General features: G+C 59.6%; 21 protein-coding genes and 1 tRNA gene. 8 read left to right on the top strand and 14 right to left on the bottom strand.

Annotated elements, in window-relative coordinates; genetic code table 11:
- Positions 1 to 30: 30 nt before the first annotated feature.
- The 5 genes from UL81_RS05425 to rpsA all read right to left on the bottom strand — a co-directional run bounded on the left by UL81_RS05425 (position 31) and on the right by rpsA (position 5264).
- The gene (locus UL81_RS05425; protein WP_035105547.1) at positions 31 to 471 is read right to left on the bottom strand and encodes a universal stress protein; all 441 of its coding nucleotides are present in this window, start codon (positions 469 to 471) and stop codon (positions 31 to 33) included.
- Positions 472 to 520: 49 nt separating this feature from the next.
- On the bottom strand, positions 521 to 973 hold the full coding sequence (locus tag UL81_RS05420; protein WP_035105550.1) for a universal stress protein: 453 nt from the start codon (positions 971 to 973) through the stop codon (positions 521 to 523).
- Positions 974 to 1034: 61 nt separating this feature from the next.
- The gene (uvrB, locus tag UL81_RS05415) at positions 1035 to 3122 is read right to left on the bottom strand and encodes an excinuclease ABC subunit UvrB (RefSeq protein ID WP_035105889.1); all 2088 of its coding nucleotides are present in this window, start codon (positions 3120 to 3122) and stop codon (positions 1035 to 1037) included.
- A gap of 24 nt (positions 3123 to 3146) precedes the next feature.
- Entirely contained in the window at positions 3147 to 3740 is a 594-nt protein-coding gene (gene coaE / locus UL81_RS05410; RefSeq protein WP_035105551.1) for a dephospho-CoA kinase, read from the bottom strand.
- A 66-nt stretch (positions 3741 to 3806) separates the two neighbouring features.
- Entirely contained in the window at positions 3807 to 5264 is a 1458-nt protein-coding gene (gene rpsA, locus UL81_RS05405; protein WP_046453362.1) for a 30S ribosomal protein S1, read from the bottom strand.
- A gap of 234 nt (positions 5265 to 5498) precedes the next feature.
- Between rpsA and UL81_RS05400 the strand changes: the two genes are divergently transcribed.
- Positions 5499 to 6230, top strand: a complete 732-nt coding sequence (locus UL81_RS05400; RefSeq protein ID WP_035105552.1) for a class I SAM-dependent methyltransferase — start codon at positions 5499 to 5501, stop codon at positions 6228 to 6230.
- 11 nt (positions 6231 to 6241) lie between these two features.
- Positions 6242 to 6691: an RDD family protein gene (locus UL81_RS05395; RefSeq protein WP_046453361.1), complete on the top strand. Its 450-nt coding sequence runs from the start codon at positions 6242 to 6244 to the stop codon at positions 6689 to 6691.
- Positions 6692 to 6700: 9 nt separating this feature from the next.
- Here the strand turns inward: UL81_RS05395 and polA are convergent, their stop codons facing one another.
- The gene (gene polA / locus UL81_RS05390; RefSeq protein ID WP_035105554.1) at positions 6701 to 9346 is read right to left on the bottom strand and encodes a DNA polymerase I; all 2646 of its coding nucleotides are present in this window, start codon (positions 9344 to 9346) and stop codon (positions 6701 to 6703) included.
- 95 nt (positions 9347 to 9441) lie between these two features.
- Here polA and UL81_RS05385 point away from each other — a divergent pair.
- From UL81_RS05385 to UL81_RS05365, 5 genes are all read left to right on the top strand, one after another.
- Positions 9442 to 9518: transfer RNA gene (locus UL81_RS05385), tRNA-Leu, on the top strand.
- Between the two features lie 465 nt (positions 9519 to 9983).
- Positions 9984 to 10817, top strand: coding sequence for a DUF368 domain-containing protein (locus UL81_RS05380; RefSeq protein ID WP_035105556.1), 834 nt, complete (start codon positions 9984 to 9986; stop codon positions 10815 to 10817).
- A complete protein-coding gene (locus tag UL81_RS05375) occupies positions 10818 to 11705 on the top strand; it encodes an ABC transporter substrate-binding protein (protein ID WP_046453360.1) in 888 nt (295 codons plus the stop codon).
- Entirely contained in the window at positions 11698 to 12633 is a 936-nt protein-coding gene (locus tag UL81_RS05370) for an amino acid ABC transporter permease (protein WP_035105557.1), read from the top strand. The genes UL81_RS05375 and UL81_RS05370 overlap by 8 nt, the downstream gene beginning before the upstream one ends.
- Positions 12634 to 13398: an amino acid ABC transporter ATP-binding protein gene (locus UL81_RS05365; RefSeq protein ID WP_035105559.1), complete on the top strand. Its 765-nt coding sequence runs from the start codon at positions 12634 to 12636 to the stop codon at positions 13396 to 13398.
- Here the strand turns inward: UL81_RS05365 and UL81_RS05360 are convergent.
- Genes UL81_RS05360 through UL81_RS05330 form a run of 7 tightly spaced genes read right to left on the bottom strand, consistent with a single transcriptional unit; the run spans position 13395 to position 20275 of the window.
- A complete protein-coding gene (locus UL81_RS05360) occupies positions 13395 to 14132 on the bottom strand; it encodes a sulfite exporter TauE/SafE family protein (RefSeq protein ID WP_035105560.1) in 738 nt (245 codons plus the stop codon). The genes UL81_RS05365 and UL81_RS05360 overlap by 4 nt on opposite strands.
- Complete coding sequence (gene coaD, locus UL81_RS05355) at positions 14129 to 14602, bottom strand: pantetheine-phosphate adenylyltransferase (protein WP_035105562.1); 474 nt, start codon at positions 14600 to 14602, stop codon at positions 14129 to 14131. Before coaD ends, UL81_RS05360 begins: the two co-directional genes overlap by 4 nt.
- A 2-nt stretch (positions 14603 to 14604) precedes the next feature.
- The gene (rsmD, locus tag UL81_RS05350) at positions 14605 to 15183 is read right to left on the bottom strand and encodes a 16S rRNA (guanine(966)-N(2))-methyltransferase RsmD (RefSeq protein ID WP_035105563.1); all 579 of its coding nucleotides are present in this window, start codon (positions 15181 to 15183) and stop codon (positions 14605 to 14607) included.
- A 56-nt stretch (positions 15184 to 15239) separates the two neighbouring features.
- Positions 15240 to 17315, bottom strand: a complete 2076-nt coding sequence (locus tag UL81_RS05345) for an ATP-dependent DNA helicase RecG (protein ID WP_035105565.1) — start codon at positions 17313 to 17315, stop codon at positions 15240 to 15242.
- 3 nt (positions 17316 to 17318) lie between these two features.
- Positions 17319 to 18668, bottom strand: coding sequence for a DAK2 domain-containing protein (locus UL81_RS05340; protein WP_035105566.1), 1350 nt, complete (start codon positions 18666 to 18668; stop codon positions 17319 to 17321).
- 10 nt (positions 18669 to 18678) lie between these two features.
- The gene (locus tag UL81_RS05335; RefSeq protein ID WP_035105567.1) at positions 18679 to 19317 is read right to left on the bottom strand and encodes a uracil-DNA glycosylase; all 639 of its coding nucleotides are present in this window, start codon (positions 19315 to 19317) and stop codon (positions 18679 to 18681) included.
- Between the two features lies 1 nt (position 19318).
- On the bottom strand, positions 19319 to 20275 hold the full coding sequence (locus UL81_RS05330; RefSeq protein ID WP_169746055.1) for a thiamine-phosphate kinase: 957 nt from the start codon (positions 20273 to 20275) through the stop codon (positions 19319 to 19321).
- A gap of 28 nt (positions 20276 to 20303) precedes the next feature.
- On the opposite strand from UL81_RS05330, the gene UL81_RS05325 reads away from it, so the two are divergent.
- Entirely contained in the window at positions 20304 to 21203 is a 900-nt protein-coding gene (locus tag UL81_RS05325; protein WP_035105568.1) for a DUF3515 domain-containing protein, read from the top strand.
- A 30-nt stretch (positions 21204 to 21233) separates the two neighbouring features.
- On the opposite strand, the gene UL81_RS05320 is transcribed toward UL81_RS05325, so the two are convergent.
- Positions 21234 to 22295, bottom strand: coding sequence for a D-alanine--D-alanine ligase family protein (locus tag UL81_RS05320; RefSeq protein WP_035105569.1), 1062 nt, complete (start codon positions 22293 to 22295; stop codon positions 21234 to 21236).
- Positions 22296 to 22306 lie beyond the last annotated feature (11 nt).

Genomic DNA, 22306 nt, shown 5'->3' with positions numbered 1-22306 from the left:
TCGAAAGACCCGGCCTTCATCGTCAAGCGTTTAGCTCACGGTGTGGACGATCATGACGTCGCAGTCGGACTGACGGGCGACATCGGCAGGCACGGAGCCCAGCAGGCGACCAGTCAGCGAGTTGATGCCACGGTTACCAACGATGAGCAGGTCAGCCTGATTGTCGTTAACAATGGACATCAGAGCCTGCACCGGGGTACCCGGGCGAACAGCGGTCTCGACCTTGGAGACACCGAACTTCTCAGCGTGCTCCTTGCCCGAAGCCAGGTTAGCCTGCGCCTTCTCGTCGCCCAGAATGGTAACAGAATCCTGACGCAGGGTCTTGGAAGCCTCTTCCTGGTTCTCGTAGTATGCGCAGCCAATAATGAGAGTGGCGTCGAATGCAGCAGCAATCTTAGCGGCGCGCTCTACGGCGAGCAGAGAAGACTTCGAGCCGTCGGTGCCGACGACAATCTTGGAGTAATCGCTCATGGTGACCTTTCTATTGGACGGTTATCGACCAGTCTAACAACGTTCTGGCTTATCGTTCTTCTGAAGTGTTGACTACCACAACATCAACCTTGGCCTTGCGAGTCAACTCAGTCGGAACAGAACCGAATACGCGACCGCGCACGGAGTTCATTCCCTTGTTGCCCACAACGAAAATGTCGACGTCATAGTCAGAGCCTACCTCTAGCAGGGCCTTCACCGGGTCGCCCGACTTCGCGATGACCTCGATGTGCTTGGCACCTTCTGCCTGGGATAACTCCGCTGCCTTACTGAGGAAGGATTCCGCCATGTCCTCGCTGACTACCGGCAAGCGTGCATCTTCTGAGCTGGGTGCACCCAACATCGATGCGGAGTGATTGTAGAAGGCCGACACGATGTACAGCTTGGCATCATATGCCCGTGCCATCGACGCGGCGGTGCGTACCGCACGCAGGGACGTTTCCGATCCGTCGGTGCCCACGGCGATCGCATTATAGGTAAGCATTGCTCTCCTTCACGCAAAAACAAAAAGGGATGAATTCGACGCTGCCATTATAGACGCGCGCCTAAATCCCGGCTTCCTTCAGGCCGCGGGCTTCCTTCTTGAGGTCCTGGATTTCATCGCGCAAACGGCCGGCGAGCTCGAATTTGAGATCGCGGGCGGCTTCTTTCATTTGGGCGGTGAGGTCATCGATAAGCTTTTGCACCTCATCGGCAGCCATGTTGGCCACGTCGGGGCGCTCGACCATGGCGGCTGGGTCGGCGTCGTGCTCGTCTTCGCCCTCGTAGACCTGGTCGAGGATATCGGCAATCTTCTTGCGCAGCGGCTGCGGGTCGATACCGTGTTCTTTGTTGTACGCGATCTGCTTTTCGCGGCGGCGCTCGGTCTCGTCGATGGCTTGCTGCATCGAGTCGGTGATCTTGTCGGCGTACATGATGACCTCGCCAGAAACATTACGCGCAGCACGACCAATGGTCTGGATAAGCGAGGTGGTCGAACGCAGGAAGCCTTCCTTGTCCGCATCGAGGATAGCCACCAGGGACACCTCCGGCAGGTCGAGGCCTTCGCGCAGGAGGTTAATGCCGACCAGGACGTCGAACTCGCCCATGCGCAGCTGGCGCAGCAACTCCACGCGCTGCAGCGTATCGATGTCCGAGTGCAAGTAGCGGACCTTAATGCCGTTTTCGAGCAAGTAGTCGGTCAAATCCTCGGCCATGCGCTTGGTCAACGTGGTGACCAAGACTCGTTCCTTGTTGCCGACGCGCTTGCGCACCTGCTCGATAAGGTCATCGATCTGACCCTTGGTCGGGCTGACCGTGACCTTCGGGTCGACCAGGCCGGTCGGGCGAATGACCTGCTCAACAAACTCGCCTCCGGAGGCGGCCAGCTCGTAGTCACCCGGCGTTGCCGACAAATAAACGGATTGGCCCACGCGCTCTTCGAACTCATCAAAAGTCAGCGGGCGGTTATCCACCGCAGAAGGCAGGCGGAAACCAAATTCGACGAGGTTGCGCTTACGCGACATATCGCCTTCGTACATGCCGCCAATCTGCGGGACGGTCACGTGGGACTCGTCGATAATGGTGAGGAAGTCTTCCGGGAAATAGTCCAGCAGGGTTGCCGGTGCACTGCCGGCCGGGCGGCCGTCGATGTGGCGCGAATAGTTCTCAATACCGGAACAGAATCCAACCTGCTCGATCATCTCTAGGTCGTATTCGGTGCGCATGCGCAGACGCTGTGCCTCAAGCAGCTTGCCGCGGTTCTCCAGGTCGGCCAGGCGGTCGGCGAGCTCCGCCTTGATGTCCGCGACGGCCTTTTCCATGCGCTCCGGGCCCGCCACGTAGTGGGTCGCCGGGAAGATACGGACCTCGTCGACCTGTTCCAACACGTTGCCGGTCACCGGGTGGATGTAATAAAGCTCGTCGACCTCATCGCCGAAGAACTCGATGCGAACCGCGCGCTCCTCGTAGGCCGGAATGATGTCCACGGTGTCACCCTTGACGCGGAAAGCGCCGCGGGTAAAGCCGACGTCGTTGCGCTCGTACTGGATATCGACCAGCAGGCGCAGGAAGCGGTCACGGTCAATCTCTTCGCCCACGCCCAGCACCACAGAGCGGTCCAGATAAGACTGCGGCGTACCCAGGCCGTAGATGCAGGATACGGAAGACACCACGACGACATCGCGACGCGACAGCAGCGCCGAGGTCGCTGAGTGGCGCAGACGCTCCACGTCCTCGTTAATCGAGGAATCCTTCTCAATGTAGGTATCGGTCTGCGCGATATACGCCTCTGGTTGGTAGTAGTCGTAGTAGGACACGAAGTACTCGACCGCGTTATTCGGCAGCAGCTGGCGCAGCTCGTTGGCCAGCTGGGCAGCCAGGGTCTTATTCGGCGCCATCACCAGCGTCGGGCGCTGCTGCTTTTCGATGAGCCACGCCGCCGTCGCCGACTTACCCGTACCAGTCGCACCCATGAGCACGACATCGCGCTCCCCACGGGAGAGGCGTTCATCCAGCTCCGCAATCGCGGTGGGCTGGTCACCAGCCGGTTGGTATTCGGAAACGACCTCGAATTCTTTCGAGCGACGCTCCACCTCGCCTACTGGGCGGTGTTCGGACTGGGGCAATAAGGGATGTTCAGCTGCAAAAGCCATGCCACCCAGCATAGCCGCAAAGGTTTAGTCCTCAATCGCGCGGGCGATCTCTGCGACCTTGCCTTCCAATTCGGACTCCGGACCATTATTGTCGACGACATAATCGGCAGCAGCCAGGCGCTTGTCATCAGAGATTTGGGCCTTGATGCGACGGCGGGCATCGTCAGCATCCAGACCCCGGTATTCCACCAGGCGGCGCACGCGTTCTTCCACCTCAACGTCGACGACAATGGTGACGTCCATGTCCTTGTGCAGGCCCTTGTCCACCAACAACGGCATGTCATAGACGACGAAGTCTTCGCCGGCCTCACGCGCAGCATCGAAGCGCCGCTGCGTTTCTTCATTAATCCGCGGATGCGTAATCGAGTTCAACAGCTCGGTCTTCTCCGGCGAACTAAACGCGCGGGAGGCAAGCTCACCGCGGTTTAAGGTGCCATCGGCTTGCAGGATGTCGGAGCCAAAGGCATCGGAAAGCTCTGCCAAGGCAGGTTCCCCGGGGGCGACGATGTCACGGGCGATCTGGTCGGCATCGACAAGCTCCCAGCCCCGGGCGGCCAAAAGCTTAGCCAGCGTGGATTTACCGCTACCGATACCGCCTGTAAGACCAATGAGTTTCATGCCCACACCTTACGCGAAAAGGCCGCGCCCCAATGAAGGGAACGCGGCCTTAGTAGTAACTAAAGATTAGTTACCAGCGAGCTTGTCGCGCAGTGCGGCGAGCTGCTCGTCGGATGCCAGGGAACCAGAGGTGCTCTCCGGTGCAGATGCCGGAGCTGCATCTGCGGACTCGGAAGAGTAGTTGGAAGCCTGTGCATTTTCTGCAGCCTCGGCAGCAGCGGCGCGGTTGCGCTCGATCTGCTGGGTGTGCAGGTTGAAGCGACGCTCGGACTCGGCGTAGCGAGCCTCCCAAGCCTGGCGCTGCTCGTCGTAGCCCTCGAGCCACTCGTTGGTCTCCGGGTCGAAGCCCTCCGGGAACACGTAGTTGCCCTGCTCGTCGTAGGAGTCAGCCATGCCGTACTTGGACGGATCGAACTCTTCGGTGTAGTCCTCATCTGCCTGCTTAACGGACAGGGAGATACGACGACGCTCGAGATCGATGTCGATGACCTTGACCATAACTTCCTGGCCAACGGTAACAACCTGGTCCGGAACCTCGACGTGGCGCTGAGCCAGCTCGGAGATGTGAACCAGGCCCTCGATACCCTCTTCGACGCGGACGAACGCACCGAACGGAACCAACTTGGTGACCTTGCCCGGAACGATCTGGCCCACAGCGTGGGTGCGGGCGAAGACGCGCCACGGATCTTCCTGGGTTGCCTTCAGGGACAGGGACACGCGCTCGCGGTCCAGGTCGACGTCGAGAACCTCAACGGTGACCTCATCGCCCACGGTGACAACCTCAGACGGGTGGTCGATGTGCTTCCAGGACAGCTCGGAAACGTGAACCAGGCCGTCGACACCGCCGAGATCGACGAAGGCGCCGAAGTTGACGATGGAAGAGACAACGCCCTTGCGGACCTGGCCCTTCTGCAGCTGGTGCAGGAACTCGGAACGGACCTCGGACTGGGTCTGCTCCAGGTATGCACGGCGGGACAGAACAACGTTGTTGCGCTGCTTGTCCAGCTCAATGATCTTGGCCTCGAGCTCCTGGCCGATGTACGGCTCCAGGTCGCGGACGCGGCGCATCTCGACCAGGGAAGCCGGCAGGAAGCCGCGCAGGCCGATGTCCAGGATCAGGCCGCCCTTGACGACCTCGATGACGGTGCCGGTAACCGGCTCTTCCTTGGCCTGCAGCTCCTCGATGGCGCCCCAAGCACGCTCGTACTGTGCGCGCTTCTTGGACAGGATGAGGCGGCCTTCCTTGTCCTCCTTGGTGAGAACCAGGGCGTCGATCTCGTCGCCGACCTCAACAACCTCGTCCGGGTTGACGTCGTGCTTGATGGACAGCTCGCGGGAAGGGATTACACCTTCGGTCTTGTATCCGATGTCCAGCAGGACCTCGTCGTGATCGACCTTGACGACGGTGCCCTCGACGATGTCACCATCGTTGAAGTACTTGATGGTGGCGTCAACTGCTGCGAGGAAGTCCTCTGCGGTTCCGATATCGTTGATCGCAACCTGAGGGGTGTTAGTAGATGGCATATTTATAAAATGCTCCGAATTGCAGTAGGAGATCGAAATTGGACAGTTACGTGTCTCTCGCACCCTGAAATTAGCCGCCTGAGCAGTAAAGATTAGGGAGGATGCGATCCCGCCCGCGATTGTTTAAGGCCCTCCTACTGCGACCAAGAACAACCCGAGGCATAGACACGCCCGCTTAACTCTACATCCTTGCAGCTAACCGGGCAAATTCAACACACAAAGGAGTTTTCGGCTATGCAGACCCCATCCCAAGCCAACCGCCACCACTGGGACGCCGATGCCGCGAACTATCACTCTAGTCATCCTGAGTATCTTGAGTCCTTCTACTGGTGCCCGGAAATGCTCCATGAGGAACAAGCACACTTGCTTGGCGATGTCTCCTCCGACTCCATACTCGAAATCGGCTGCGGCTCGGCACCCTGTACACAGTGGCTTCAGGAGCGTGCAGCTTTTGCCACCGGCTTCGACATCTCCCGCGGCATGCTGCAACGCGCACAACCTGGCCAACCACTCGTGCAAGCCGATGCGCTGACTCTCCCCTACGCCGATGACAGCTTCGATAAGTCTTTCTCCGCCTTCGGTGCGCTTCCATTCATCGGCGATATTGACGACGCCCTGGCTGAAATCTCTCGCGTCACCAAACCCGGGGGCACCTTCGTCTTCTCGACCACCCACCCCATGCGCTGGGTCTTCCCTGATGATCCGAACGACCTGCAGGCCGAAATCTCCTACTTCGAAGAGGGTTACGCCGAATTCACCGAAGACGGCGAGATGACGTACGTCGAATTCCATCGCAGCATCAGCGAATGGATCCAAGCACTACAGGTCCGCGGTAACTTCCTCATCCAGAACTGCCTCGAACCCGAGTGGCCGGAAGATCTCAATGTCACCTGGGGCCAGTGGTCACCGAAACGCGGCAGGCTATTTCCCGGCACCATTATTTTTAGCTGCCTGAACGTGAAGTAGGCTTGGCAACCATGTTCATGGAGCGACTCGGTATTTTCGGCCGCCGCGCAGTGGCCTGGTGGATCGACGCCTTCTTGGCTGCAGCCATCATCATCGTGGTCCGCTGGACCATCAACGCCATAGCTGCCACCCCACCCCTGGTTGGTCAGAGCGGAGCCATCTACGACATCGCTGCACTTGCGCTGGTGTTCTACATCTACCGCGTCATCGTCGAAGCCCGCTGGTCCACCTCACTCGGCAAATGGTCGCTGGGCCTTATCGTCGTCTCCGAACACCCTGGCTGGTGGGGCGCGGCCATCCGCAACTCCTGGCTACTACTCACCTTGCTGGCACTCACCGGCTGGCCCAACGTCGAAGCCATCCTGCTGGCAATCATGGGCATCTCCGTACTGGCCATCGGCCAGACACCCTTCGACGTACTGGCCGGCCGCCTCGTCGAACGGCGGCCGACCGCAGATTAACGCGCGAAGTTAATGCGCCGCTTCGTCCCAGTTCTTGCCCTTACCGGCAGAAACCTCGAGCGGTACGCGCAGCTTAATGGCTGAATCCATCTCGCGCTGCAGAATCTCTTCGACCTGCTCGGCTTCGCCCGGGGCGACCTCGACGACCAATTCGTCGTGGACCTGTAGAAGGACGCGAGACTTCAGGTCAGCAAAAGCGCGGTCCACGCGAATCATGGCGACCTTAATGATGTCGGCAGCGCTGCCCTGGATCGGAGCATTGAGCGCTGCGCGCTCGGCATTCTCGCGGGCCATGCGGTTATCGGAGTTCAGCTCAGGCAAGTAGCGGCGACGACCAAACAGAGTTGAGGTATAGCCATCCTGGCGAGCCTTGACGACGACCTCGTCGAGGTAGCGCTTTACGCCACCGAAACGCTGGAAGTAGCTTTCCATGATGCTCTTTGCTTCACCAGCGGGGATGTTGAGCTGCTGGGACAGGCCAAAGGCGGACAGGCCGTAGACGAGACCATAGGACATGGCCTTGACGCGACGGCGCAGTTCCGGAGTGACCTCGTTGACCGGCACGTCAAAGACCTTGGAACCGACGTAGTTGTGCAGGTCCTCGCCTTCTTTGTAGGCCTCGATCAGGCCCGGGTCCTCGGAGAGGTGTGCCATCACGCGCATTTCAATCTGCGAGTAGTCAGCGGTGATGAGTTCTTCGAAGCCTTCGCCGACGACGAACGCGGAACGGATCTGGCGACCGGCTTCGGTACGCACTGGGATGTTCTGCAGGTTCGGTTCGGTCGAAGAAAGACGACCGGTTGATGCCACCGTCTGGTTGAAGGTGGTGTGAATACGGCCGTCAGCCTGGACAGTCTTGATGAGGCCCTCAAGCGTGGTCTTCATCTTCTGGTACTCGCGGTGTGCGAGCAGGTGGTCTAAGAACGGGTGCGGATTCTTAGCAGCGAGCTGCTCAATTTCCTTAGCCGCAGTGGAATAGCCGGTCTTGGTCTTCTTCGTCTTCGGCAGATCGAAGGTCTCAAAGAGTACGGACTGCAGTTGCTTCGGAGAATTCAGGTTGAGCTTGTCATCGCCAGCCAGTTCGCGGGCGGCCTGCTCCTGCTCGTCGACCTTATTGATGAAGGCATCGCGCTGGGTTTCCAGCACGTCGATATCGACTGCGATACCGGTGGCTTCCATCTGCGCGAGGATGGACACCAAGGGCAGTTCGAGGTCGGTGTAGAGCTCGAAGGCGTCGATCTCCTGTAGGTCCTCAGTGAGCTTTTCGGTCAACTCCATGATGGCGGCAGCTTGAGTAACCAGGGAGTTGTCGTCGAGAAGCGACATCTGCTCCCCTGGTGCGCTCAAGGTTTTCTGCAGGTGGCGCTGGTAGACATCGGAAAGCTCGTAGGTGCGCTGGCCCGGACGCAGCAAGTAGGCAGCGATGGCCGTATCGTGTGCGATGCCACGAAGCTTGATGCCGCGGCCGGCAAGCATGTGGAAGACTGCCTTTGCCTCGTGCAGGTATTTCTCTGCATCCGATTCGAGCCACTCGGCCAGCGCCTTGTCGTCGTCGGCAGATAGCTCGCTGAGCTCTACTTGGAGGCCGTGGTAGGAGTCATCGATAAGCGCGAGCGCCGATGCATCGCCCTGGTAAGGAGTGCCGGTGCCCTGTACATAGACAGCAACGCCGGACTTGCCGTCGAGCCACTGCGCGAGCGGCTCATCATCGATGGCGATCTCCACGGCGGGCTTGGCCTCTTCTTCGGGGACCTCGCCACCATCGTTCGGGAATGCAGCCAGCACGCGGTCGCGCAGGTTGGCGCCGAACTCCAGCTCATCGAAACGCGCGGCAACATCAGCAACCTTGGCGTTGTGAAAGTCCAGATCCTTGACCTTGACCGGTAGATCCATGTCAGTGATCATCTGGGTGAGCTTCCGGTTCATCTGCACCTGCTCAATGCGATCGCGGAAGTTCTGGCCGGCGACGCCCTTGATTTCGTCGGCGTGGTCAATGAGATCCTGCAGGCTGCCGTACTGCACAATCCATTTGGTGGCGGTCTTCTCGCCCACCTTCGGTACGTTCGGTAGGTTATCCGACGGGTCGCCGCGCAGTGCCGCGAAATCCGGGTACTGCTCCGGGGTCAGGCCGTACTTTTCCTCCACGGCTGCCGGGGTAAAGCGGTGCAGCGTCGACACGCCCTTCTTCGGGTACAACACCGTCGTGGTGCCGTTGACCAGCTGCAGGTAATCGCGGTCGCCGGTGACAATCAGCGTGTCGTGGTCCGTGGCCTCGGTAGCCAGAGTGGCCAGAATGTCGTCGGCCTCGTAGTTCTCCTCCGACAGCGTCGTAACACCCAGGATGTCCAAGGTCTGGCGAATAAGCTCGACCTGGCCCTTGAATTCCTCGGGCGCGGACTCGCGCTGGGCCTTGTACTCCGGGAACATATCCGTGCGGAAGGTCTTGCGGCCGACATCGAAAGCTACTGCAATACGGTCGGGCTTTTCCTCGTTGACGATGTTGGACAACATCGACAAAAACCCATACACGGCATTCGTATGTTGCCCACCCGTGGTCGAGAAATTCGCGGCCGGCAGGGCGTAAAAGGCACGAAATGCCATCGAGTGGCCATCAACAAGCAATAAACGCGGTTTCGAAGAAGTCACCCGCCCCATCTTAGAGAACCTGCCCGACACACGACACCAACCACCCAATTAGGCCGCAGCAAAAACTGTGCGCTATGATTTCATCTCAGTCAGGCAGAAGCTTGGCCCCTGTAGCCCAATTGGCAGAGGCAACGGATTCAAAACCCGTTCAGTGTGAGTTCGAGTCTCACCAGGGGCACCAAACACCCAGACCAGAAAGACATTCACTCCTTCTGGTCTTTTTCTATTCCCGCAACGAGTCCATTAATTGACTATTTATTAGGCGTAATGGGTCGGGCGGTATGCATTGGCCTAGGGTCACCCTGGCCTGCTTTCAAAGGCATTCCTCAGGCTTGCAGCCGAGCGTTCGATAAACCCACCATCAGCCCCCGCGACTGTGGCGCGTCACACGTTGGACGTTTGCTTAATAATTGTTCGCGCTGCGCATATTTTTCAACACTCCGGCTGGGCGCGGGGGTTTCGCTGATTCGGGGCGTAACCTTAGTGAATATCGTCTAATTGTTCCACAATCGGTGTTATGGTTAGAATCAGTCCATGAATGTTATGCAAGCAAGTGTTGTTTGGCTAACATTCCCTGACCGAGAAACCCGCGTTGTACCGGCTTGGCAACCTGTGCTGCGGTGGGCTTCCCATTAATTTTTCTTCTATGCAATATCTACTTAACGTCCTGCGTGGCGCACTCATTGGTTCGGCTGAGCTCGTCCCGGGTATCTCCGGCGGCACAATTGCTCTGATCGTCGGTATCTACGAGCGCGCGCTCGAAAACGGCAATGACCTGATTTCGGGCCGCTTCAAGAAGGTCGACTGGGCCTTCCTGGCCACTGTGGCCATCGGTATGTTCGTAGCCATTTTTGGCCTGTCGACCATCCTGTCCAACTTCGTTGAAAACCAGGTCTCGATTTCGAGCGCCCTGTTTATGGGCATGGTGGCTATTTCCATCTTCGTGCCGATTGCGATGATGGATAAGTCTGCCCGCCTGACGGGTAAGTCCATCATCACTTTTCTGATTGCGGCAGCAGTCATCTTCATCGTTACTGGTTTTACTTCTGAACCTGTCGATGATCCGAGCCTCATCGTCGTCTTCTTCGCCGCAGCCATTGCGGTCTGCGCGTTGATTCTGCCGGGCGTGTCCGGTTCCCTGATCCTGCTGACCATGGGTCTTTACCAGCCGATCATTGGCGCGGTCTCGGATCGTGAAATGGGTACTGTCGCCGTCTTCGCTCTGGGCGCACTGTGTGGCCTGGCGGCGTTTGTGAAGCTGCTGAACTGGCTGCTGCACCACCACCGCAACGTCACCCTGGCTGCGATGGCCGGTTTCATGCTCGGCTCCCTGCGCGCACTGTGGCCGTTTGGTGAGGGCCAGGACGCCGGCACTCTCCCGATCATTGGTGTGTTCTTCCTGGGCGTGATCATCGTGGGCTTCTTTATCTGGATTGATGCCCAGCAGGCTAAGAAATACAAAGCAAAGGCTGATAGTTAAATGATTTTCCCCGTCGGACGTCGCCGGGCGTGTGGTGCTGTCCTACTCAGCGCCGCAATGCTGAGCGGCTGTGTTACCAACACAGAAGAATCCGTGCCGGAGGGTTGGCAAGAACCAACCATCGATGAGGTACCGGAGATTGCCGCGCTTTACGACGACGCCGACGGAGTCCTTACGGTGGGCACCAACCCACCTTTTGCGCCTTTCGAATTGAAGGACAGCCACGGCAACATCGTCGGTGCCGAGATGGACCTGGCGAATGCTGTGGCAGATGTCTTAGGCCTGGAGTTTCGTCCAGTAGAGCAAGACTTTGCGATGATCCTTCCCGCCGTCGAAGCCGGCCAGCTGGATATGGGCGGCTCCGGCTTTACCGATACTGAGGAACGCCGCGAGAACTTTGACTTCGTCAATCACCTCTACGCCGGCATCCAGTGGGCAGAACGTACCGATGGCCCCCGCGACGTCGACCCGGATAATCCCTGCGGTCTGACCGTCGCCGTCCAGCGCACGACCGTTTCTGAAACTGATGACGTGCGCCCCAAGCAGGAAGCCTGCGACGGCGACTTGACCGTCCTGTCCTATGACACCAGCGACAACGCCGCGCTAGCGGTGTTGATGGGCCGCGCCGATGCACTATCGGCTGACTCCCCGGTCACTGGCTGGGCGGTCAACCGCTCTGACGACAAGCTCCAGCAAGTCGGTGAGATGTTCGACGCCGCTCCCTACGGCTTTGCCGTTCCCAAAGACTCTGAGTTGGGCCCGGCACTGGCCGCAGCGTTGCAGCACCTGATTGACACCGGTGATTACGCAAAGATCCTCGCCCAGTGGGGCATCGAAGACGGACTAATCGATGAAGCCATGATTAACGAAAGGCCGATCAATGACTAATACCGCTACCCCAGCCGGGGATTCCAAGCCCGGCAAGATTGAAGCGAAACCATTGCGCCACCCGTGGCGGTGGGTCTGCGCAGGCATCGTGGTCCTGCTGGCCATCTGGTTCGTGATTAGCTCCGCTCGCAACGAGGCCTTCGGCTGGTCTACTTACTTCCAGTACCTGCTGGATACCCGCATCGCTATTGCGGCGCTGCACACCATCGCTATTACTCTGCTGGCGATGATTATCGGCGTCGTCGGCGGCGTGCTGCTTGCCGTGATGCGCATGTCGCCCAACCCAATCTTCCGGGCGGTGTCCTGGATTTTCCTCTGGGTATTCCGTGGCACCCCAATTTACGTCCAGCTGGTCTTCTGGGGCCTGCTGTCTGCGATTTACCAGACCATCAACTTAGGCTTCACGGAGGTCTCACTCGAGGCCGTGCTCACCAACGCCTTCCTGCTCGCCGTGCTTGGTCTGGGCATGAACGAGGCCGCCTACATGGCCGAAATTGTCCGCTCCGGTATCTCTGCGGTTCCTGAAGGCCAGAAGGAAGCCTCCGTTGCGCTGGGCATGGGCTGGTGGATGACCATGCGCCGTACGGTGCTGCCGCAGGCGATGCGTATTATCATCCCGCCCACCGGCAACGAGTTCATTTCTTTGCTGAAGACCTCCTCCCTGGTGGTCGCTATTCCCTACACTCACGAAATCTTCGGCCGTGCCACCGATATCTCCGCCGCGCTCTTCGAACCGATTCCGCTGCTGCTGGTGGCTGCTACTTGGTACCTGGCGATTACCTCGCTGCTCATGGTTGGCCAGCACTTCCTGGAAAAGCGCTTCGAACGCGGCGCTACCCGTGAACTCACCGCCCGCCAGCTGGCTTCCCTGGCTGATGCTGAGGGCAACATCCCGCGCAACGTCAACGTCGTCCAGGAGGACAAGTAGATGACTACCCCGATGATTTCTGCTCAAAACGTCCACAAGTCCTTCGGTCGCCTCGAGGTGCTTAAAGGCATCGACCTAGAGGTCGCCCCGGGCGAGGTCACCTGTTTGCTGGGCCCGTCAGGTTCCGGTAAGTCGACCTTCCTGCGTTGCGTCAACCACCTGGAAACCATCAATGCCGGACGCATCTATGTCGATGGCACCCTGATTGGCTACGAGGAAAAGAACGGCACCCTCTACGAGATCACCGAAAAGCAGGCCGCTCAGCAGCGCTCTGACATCGGCATGGTCTTCCAGTCCTTCAACCTTTTCTCCCACCGCACCGTGCTCGAGAACATCATCGAGGCTCCCATCCAGGTGAAAAAGGTCCCGGCCGATAAGGCCAAGAAGAAGGCCATGGAACTACTCGAGCAGGTCGGCTTGGCGCACAAGGCAGATGCTTATCCGGTGCAGCTTTCTGGTGGCCAGCAGCAGCGCGTGGCCATTGCCCGCGCGGTTGCCATGGAGCCAAAGCTCATGCTTTTCGATGAGCCCACCTCCGCCCTCGACCCCGAGCTGGTCGGCGAAGTACTCCGCGTCATGAAGCAGCTGGCTGCCGATGGCATGACCATGCTGGTGGTTACCCACGAGATGGGCTTTGCGCGCGAGGTAGCCGACAAGATCGTCTTCATGGACGGCGGCCAGATCGTCGAGGTCGGTACTCCCGAAGAGGTGCTGGAAAACCCCCAGCACCAGCGCACCCAGGACTTCCTGGCCTCGCTGCTTTAGCTAACGATGCCGCGGATGAGCGCACTCGCGGCACCACCGAAGGCCACAATCAGCGACAACCGATGCGCCAAAGTGCGCGAGACCTTGCCCGCCAGCAGGTTGCCGAGTGTGACACCAATGACCATGCCAGCAATACCTGCCGGCCAAATCAGCCAGTCAGTGCTAAAGCCACCACCGGCACCGGCCAGGCCCTTCACGATGAAGGACACCGCACCGCCGACCATAAAGATCGGCTGCAAGGTCGCGGCATACATCTGCTGCGGCCAGCGCGCTGCCTGCGCATAGACGGTAATCACCGGGCCAGCAATACCAGCCAAGGTGTTGGTGAAACCACCAATCACGCCTGCCACCACGGCAGGCGTTTTTCCTTCTGTACGCGGGACAAAGCGATTGCCGAACACGACGATGCTCAGTGCAATCAGCAGCGAGGCGCCCACGATAATCAACAGCGTGGAGCTTTCCACGCGTGATACCAGCACCGCGGCCGGAATCGAGCCGATGACCATGACGGAGGAAATCAGCGCGAACTTTTTCCAGTCCACCCATTCGCGCACGGTATAGGTCGTCAGCGCGGCGTTGAGGCACGCCAGCACATTGATGACCATGATGCCCTGCACAGGGCCCAACAACAGAGTGAGAATCGGTCCGCCCACGAGCCCTAGGCCCATGCCGGAGATGCGCTGAAGACTAGAGCCGAAGGCCACCGTAAGCATGATGGCTACGGCTGTCATCATGACTGGTACTTCTCCATCACGGCAGCGCCGACGTTCGGCGGGAACATTCCGGTGATATCGCCGCCGAAGCGTGCGACCTCCTTGCACAGCGAGGAGCTGATGTAGCCGTACTTTTCATCAGTCAGCAAGAACACGGTATCGATGCCGGAAAGGCGTCGGTTCATCTGCGCCATGGGCAGTTCGTACTCGTAGTCGAGCGAGGAACGCAGGCCCTTGACCAGGGTGTCGATGTTGTGCTCGGTGGTGTAATCAACCAACAGGCCGGCACAGAAGTCGACCTTGATGGACGGATCCACTGCGCCACGGATGAGTTCCATGCGCTCTTCAACGGTGAACAGGCCTGAGGGCTTATCGGGGTTGCCGGTGACCAGGACGGTGACTTCGTCGAAAAGCTCGCTGGCACGGGTGAAGATATCCAGGTGACCCAACGTGATGGGGTCGAAGGAACCAGGGCATACAGCTTTAGTCATGACTAATCTTCCTCCTTGGAACCGGGACGGGTATATATTGCCATGTCCATCCGGGCAATACCGAAGGTTCGCTTCTTTAATTTTTGTTTCGTTGGTTCAAAGCCTTCCGGCCACTGGGTTTCGGCGGCTTCGCGGGGGCGTTCGATGACGACCATGGCGGCATCGGCAAGCGTGGGCTCTAAGGCTTCTAACAACCCATCGATGTCGTCGAAAGAATAGGGCGGATCGGCGAGCACCAAGTCAAAGTAACCCTTCGGTGCGCCGGCCAAGAAGGTGCCAACTTTGGTCTCGCGAACGGTCAAGCGCGGATGCTTGACGACGCCAATGTTGTGCTCAATCACCTTCACCGCCGCCGGATTATCTTCGACGAGGACAACCTCCTCCGCCCCGCGGCTGGCGGCCTCTAAGCCCAGCGCGCCGGAACCGGCAAAGAGGTCTAAGACCTTGGAGCCTTGGAAACCCCAGCGCACGTCCAGGGAAGAAAAAAGACCCTCGCGGGCGCGATCTGCTGTGGGCCGGGTGCCGCTGGCAGGTACTTTGATGGTGCGACCACGGGCCTCGCCCGCAATGATGCGCGTCATTGTATTTTCAGCTCCCTTTCGTCTCTTAACCTCCTTACCCTAGCGCGTGGGTTAGCTTAGGTCTTTTCCAGGTACTCCTGTTCGGATTCGGTGAGGTCAACCACGAGCTCCACAGCGAGTTCAGGATTGCGACGCACCAGCGCGAAAGCATCGTCGTGGGTGCGCTCGATGATGTCGCGATCTTCGGCCAGATGCAGCAGCTGCAGCGTGCGGCGGGTACCAGACTGCGAGGTACCCAAAATGTCGCCTTCCTGGCGGGTCTCCAGGTCCAGTTCGGCCAAGTCGAAACCACTGGTGGTCGCAGCGATCTTTTGGATGCGCTCGAACGCCGGGTGGTCTTCGGCGACCAGGGTGTGGAAAAGACACAGCGAGGCATTACCGCCACGACCGACGCGACCGCGCAACTGGTGCAGCTGGGAAACGCCGAAACTCTCGGACTCGCGGATGAGCATCACCGTCGCATTCGGCACGTCGACACCGACCTCAATGACCGTGGTGGAGACCAGAACATCGGTCTCTCCCCTGCTAAACGCGGCCATGACGTCGTCTTTATCTTTCATGCGACCATGCAAGATATCGACATTAAGGCCCTGCAGCGGTCCGGCCTCTAGCTGTGCGGCAAGTTCTAATACGCCGCCTTCGCCATCAATGCGTGGGCATACGACGTAGGCCTGGTGTCCTTTATCGACTTCTTCGCGAATGCGTTCCCACGCACGCTGCGTCCACGACGGCGCCCACTCCGGCACCACCGAGGATTGGATAGGCCGACGCCCACCGGGCAGCTCCTTCAACGTGGACACAGCCAAATCGCCGAAAACGGTCATCGCGATGGTGCGTGGAATCGGCGTTGCGGTCATGACCAGCACGTGTGGGCTCATGCCTTCTGGGGTCTTGGAGCGCAAGCTATCGCGTTGCTCGACGCCGAAGCGGTGTTGCTCGTCAACGACCACGAGGCCCAGTTCAAAGAACTCAACGGTTTCTTGAATGATGGCGTGGGTACCGATGACGATGTCCGCAGTACCGCTGACGATATCGAGGAGAGCCTGGCGCTTTTCGGCCACGCGCATCGAACCGGTCAGCAAGGTGACCTTGACGCCTTCGGGCACGCTCAGACTAATCGAGGATGCGTGCTGCGAGGCCAGCACTTCTGTCGGGGCGAGTAGGGCTGCTTGTTTGCCGGCATCGACAGCTTGCAGCATCGCGCACGTGGCCACCATGGTCTTACCCGAACCGACTTCGCCTTGGAGCAGGCGCATCATTGGCAGGGTCTCTTCTAGGTCTGCTTCGATTTCGGTGATGACCTGCCTTTGGCCATCGGTAAGTTCAAAGGGCAGGTGGTTCAGCAAGTGTGCACGGAAGCCATCGCGACGAGCGGGCAAGGCGTCGGCGGTGTGCGATTCGGCATCGCGTTGGCGCAGCGCCATCACCAAACCGATGGCGAGAGCCTCGTTGTATTTGAGGCGATGAATCGCGCGGTATGGGCCGTCCGGCCCTGGTTCGTGAACGCTACGGATGGCCTCATCCATGCTGGTAAGCATCTTGACATCGAGCGGCTCAGGGATGTGCGGGGTTTCCGCCAAGACCTTGTGAATGGCACCCATGATGTACCAAGACGTCAGCTTCGCGGTGGCTGGGTAGATGGGAATCCACTCGCGGTTGACCAGTAGTTCTTCAATGTCGCCGAATTGCGACAGACTGCGCAGCGACCCGGTCGAAGGCGCGTTGCCGCCATAGTTATCGATGACTACGAAATCCGGGTGCTGCAACTGTGGCCGACTGCGGAACCACTTCAGCTTGCCCGACAACATCACGCGCACGCCCGGAAAAAGCACCTTCTGGATCCAGTGGGCGTTAAAGAAGCTGGCGCTGATGCCATTCTGGAGGTTGAGCTGGTAAATCGTGGTGTTGCGGGCACGCTTCGTGTTGATGCCACCCACGATGCCGGTGACCGTGACGATTTCACCTTCTTCTGCAGTGTGCAGGCCGACGTCTTTGTTATGGCGGACGTAGTCACGCGGATAATGGCGCAGCAGCTCACCGCAGGTTGTATAGCCAAGGTAGCGAGTGATCTTCTTTGCGTCCTTTTTATCCAGGACAGCATCCAAGGGTCGGTCGTCTCGCCACCCGAGCATGGCTTATTCCACTCCTACTTCCGTTGCGATATTCGCCATCGTTACTGCACCTACCTGCACGCCGAGTTCTTCTTCGAGTGCTGCGGTATCTACTGGCAGTGAGGTTAGCAGCGAGACTTGTTCGCCGCCTTCTTTAAGCAGCTGCTGGGCGGTCTCGCGCACAGAATCCAGAGTTTCTTCTGCCGGATGGGCAACGCGCATGGAGCGTTCCACATCGCGCATGGTCTCCACCATCGCTGCGGTATCGGGATGGCCTACCTCGTAAACCGACAAGGCAGCCAGCCCGGAAATGAACGAGGCATTGTCGATGATCTGTGCAGCACCGGCCTCGATATCCAGTCCGTTGGTAATCACGATGTCATCAGCGCTGGGGTCATCAAGACTGGTTCCTGGACGCAGAACGGTTGCTCCCACCGAGGAGAACAACTCCGACATCCCGCCTTCCGGCACCACGACGACGACGCGACGCACGGGCTGCTCAGATTGAATCTCGGCGACGTGCTCGGGAAGGACTTCCAGGCGCAGCTGGCTGACGTCGCCGAGCGCATAGGCCTTCTCGATAACCGGGCCGGCAACGCGGGAGTGAATGTGCACGCTGCCGCTGTCATCGCTAGCTCGCGCAATGACCAGGCTATTGCCCATAGGGCGCAGTTCTTCTTCGAGCCCTTCCAGGTCGCCGTGGTAGAAGAACATAATCTCTAGTTCTGGGCCCTGCTCGTCAGGTACGTGCATATCGACGTTTGCTACGTCAGTGCCTTCGATTTCTGCGAGCAAGCATTCCAACAGAATGACCAGGCCGGCGCCACCGGCATCGACAACGCCTGCTTCGCGCAGCACGGCCAACTGCGAAGGCGTATCGCGCAGCGCACGACGGGCCGCAGTGACCGTTGCTGCCACGGTGGGGTGCAGTGGTTGTTCGGTATCCACGGCATCGCGCGAGGCAGCAGCCGCAGCACGCAGCACGGAAATAACGGTGCCTTCGACAGGTTCAGCAATGGCGCGGTCGACCAGTTCCACAGCGAGATCCATGGCTTGGGCGAAGATGGGGGCATCGACAAGCGAATCGCTCGTGGAATCAGCTACTGCGCGCAGGACCTGCGAGAGCACCATGCCGGAGTTGCCGCGGGCGCCACGGACAGAGCCCAGCGCTAGGGCTGCTGCGACATCGCCACCCTTATCGGCTTCAGCAAGGGCGGCTTCCATGGTGTGGGCCATGTTGGAGCCAGTATCCGAGTCCGGGACCGGGAAGACGTTGAGTGCGTTAATCTCCGCGCGGCGCTGGTTTAATTCGCCGACGGCGCGGGTGGCCCAACCGTAGAGGCCTGTCGAATCCAACGCACTGGGAAATGTCATGGCGGTAATTCTACAGTTGCCAATCCACCGGCGGCACACCCTGTTGCTCTAAAAGTTCATTGGCTTTCGAAAAAGGCCTAGAGCCGAAGAATCCACGCCGGGCTGACAACGGCGACGGGTGCGGCGAGGTAATGCACGGCACGTTGGGAATAAACTGCTGGCAGCCTTGGGCATCCTTGCCCCACAAAATAGCCACGATGGGCCGACCATCAAGCGCGCGAATGGCAGCTTCAGTAATGGCCTGCCACCCTAACTTGCGATGCGACCCCGCATTGCCCGGGGCGACCGTCAGCACGCGGTTGAGCAACAGCACGCCCTGGTGAAACCAGCCGGTCAGGTCGCCGTCTTGACGGGGTGCAATCCCAAGGTCGTCATGGAGTTCCTGGTAGATATTCACCAAGGAACGCGGTGGTTTTACGCCCGGCTGGGTGGAAAAGGACAGCCCCATCGCATGGCCTGGTGTCGGATACGGGTCTTGGCCCACGATGAGCACCTTGACTTCATCGAGTGGCATGTCGAAGGCACGGAAGATGTTTTCTGCAGCAGGCAGGAAATCGCCCTTTTCTAGCTCAGTCCGGATGTGTGGCCAGTGCTCCCCTAATGCGGGGGCCAAAGCCGGTGCCCAGGACGGGTGATAGGTCGGATGCACGTTAGAAACTCTCCCAACTAGCGCTATAGGCGGCAGGTCCTCCATCCACGGTGATACCTTCACCGCGGTGTACATCGCCGATGACGCGGAAACCAGAAGGCGCGTCTTTGTGCGTGGTGGCAATCAAGGTGTGGTCCTCGCCGCCGCTTAAGACCCACTCCCAGGGGTCTGTGTCTAAGACGGCACCGGCGGCCTGCAACAGCGGGTCTGGTTGCAGGGCGTCTTTGTGTAAATCGATGCGCACACCGGAGCGCTTGGCCAGCATTCCGACGTCGTGGATAAGACCATCGGAGTTATCAGTCATGGCGGTTGCCCCAGTGGAGCGGGCAATCACGCCGCGGCCGGGTTGGATCCAGGGAGCGCAGTGGGCATCGATAAGCGGCCAGAGATCCTCGTATTGTGTGGGCAGGCTGCGGCCAAAGCGCTGCAGCAACGCAAAGCCTGCGGCGGAATGCCCAATCTTGCCGTGGGCGACGACCTTTTGGCTGACACGGGCGGCATCCAGGGTCAGCGGCGGCAGACTGCCACCCAGAGAGCCAATGGCGGTCACCGTGATGACCAGCTCCGAACCGGCACTAACGTCACCGCCGACGAGTTCAGCCTGGTAATGCGCGCAGCGGCTCGCGATGCCCTCAGCAATCCCGCGGACCAAAGCCAGCGGGGTGTTCTTCGGGGCAATCACGGCGAGCAATGCCGCAGTCGGGCGGGCGCCCATGGCTTCGATGTCTGCGAAATTCGCCACAATGGCCTTTTGCCCAATCTCAGCGGGCGTGGACCAGGTGCGGGTAAAGTGCCGCCCTTCCACCATCGTGTCCGTCGAGGCCACCGTGCGGGAATTAGGTGCTGCCGGGAAGAGTACTGCGGCATCATCGCCGTTGAGATTGCTCGGCGCTGCTGCGGTGATCTCTTGGATGACGTTGGCCTCACCGACGTCGGCGAGCGTCTTGCTTAGGTGCACGAAGAGCCTTTCGATACTATTAGCGCTTATGACAACCCAATTTAACCGCACCGCAATCTACATCTCATTAGCGATCGCGATTGCAATGGTCGTGGGCGTTTTCGGCGGAGCCTACTGGGTGTATAACTCTACCGCGAAAGCGCCGGTAGCCATGTCAGATTTCCCGTCGGAAAAGGCAGACTCCGCAGAATGCCGCGCGCTTCTCGATGCCCTCCCCGACGACTTCCAGGGCCACCCGCGGGCAGAAATCGCCGAACCGGTACCGGAAGGTGCCGCCGCCTGGGCATCGAACTCGACTGAGTCCATCACACTGCGCTGCGGTGTCGACCTGCCCTTCCAGTACACCGAGTACTCCCAGACCGAAGACATCGAAGGCACCGAGTGGCTGCAGGTCAACGACATGACCCCGAACTCGAACCTGCACACCTGGTACACCACCGACCGCGAACCAGTCGTCGCGGTGACCTTCTTTGATGATTCCCGCCCGGAAGGCCTCAAGGACGCCCTGGGCACCTTGGAACAGGACAAGCACGACCCGCACCCGGCACCGCTATCGCAGCTGGAAGCCGGCCCGGATGAGATGTGCCGCGGACTGGAAGCAGAGCTTCCCGATGAACTCGCCGAAGGCTACGAACGCCGCGACATCGACGAAGAAAACACCTACGTCTGGGGCGCACCGGGACGCGAGGAAATCGTCATGCGCTGTGGCGTTGCCCCACCCGAGAACTACGAAGCCGGCGCACAGCTACAGCAAATCAACGACGTCCCCTGGTTCGAAGACACCACCCTGGCAGGTGGCACCACCGCTGGCTCCTGGTTCGCCTTAGGCCGCGAAAACGACCTCGCCGTCCACTCCCCACAAGACGTTTCCGGCGACGTACTAGTCACCATGAGCAACCTGCTCGCCGAACACACGGAAGAGCAGTAACTTCCGTTTCCCCGGAGCCTTGTGGCCCCGCTACTTTGCCAGCGCCTGCTGGACCAGGGTGTCCAGCAGCGTCGGGTAATCCACACCGGAAGCGGCGAGGACCTGCGGGTACATGGAGATGGGGGTAAAGCCCGGCAGGGTGTTGACCTCATTGATGCGCAGGCCGTCGTCGGTGACGAAGAAGTCCACGCGGGTCAGTCCCTCACAACCCAGGGCCTTGAAGGCGTGGATGGACATTTCTTGTAGCTGCGCGGTGACCTCCGGCTCAAAAGGTGCCGGGATCTTCGCGGAGACCACGTTGTCGAGGTACTTGGTTTCAAAGCCATAGAAACCCTCCTCGGATTCTTCGATGCCAGTCAGCAGGGAGGGCACGGAGGCTTCAATGCGGCCGTCCGGATACTCCAGGACACCGACCTCGACCTCATCGCCGACCATTTCTGCTTCGACGAGCACCTTGGTGTCAGACTCGTGGGCTTGTTTGACCGCGGCCGGGAAATCGGCCCAGTCGCTGACCTTGGAGACACCAATCGAGGAACCACCGCGGGCAGGCTTGACGAAGACCGGCAGGCCCAGCTTGTCCTTCTCTTCCTCGGTCAGCTCAGTGCGGTCGCGCAGGATGACCTCTTCGGCCACGGGCAGGCCTTCGGCCACGAGCAGCTTCTTGGTGAACTCTTTGTCCATACCGGCTGCAGACGCCAGAACACCCGGGCCAACGTACGGGATACCGGAGAGTTCAAACAGACCTTGGACGGTGCCGTCTTCGCCGAAAGGACCGTGCAGGACCGGGAAGATGACGTCGGCTTCGACTTCGTGGCGATGCTGGCTCACATTGTGGAAACGACCCTTGGTCGCCGGGTTGAGCGAAAGTGCAAGCTCGTCGCGCAGTTCCACGACGGGCAGTTTGCCATCGACGATTTCTAGCCCCTCAGTCGTGCCCTGAGTCCAGGCGCCGTCCTGGGTAATGCCAATCGGGATGACCTCGTATTTCTCCGGATCAAGATTGTGCATGATAGCCCCTGCCGAGACGCAGGACACGGAGTGTTCAGAGCTGCGGCCGCCGTAGACGACGGCGACGCGGATTTTTTCAGTCATGAGGAAAGATC

The sequence above is a fragment of the Corynebacterium camporealensis genome (assembly GCF_000980815.1).
GTDB classification, from domain to species: Bacteria; Actinomycetota; Actinomycetes; order Mycobacteriales; family Mycobacteriaceae; genus Corynebacterium; species Corynebacterium camporealense.
Note: the sequence above shows the minus strand (reverse complement) of the source record. Positions and strands in the feature narration are given on the sequence as shown.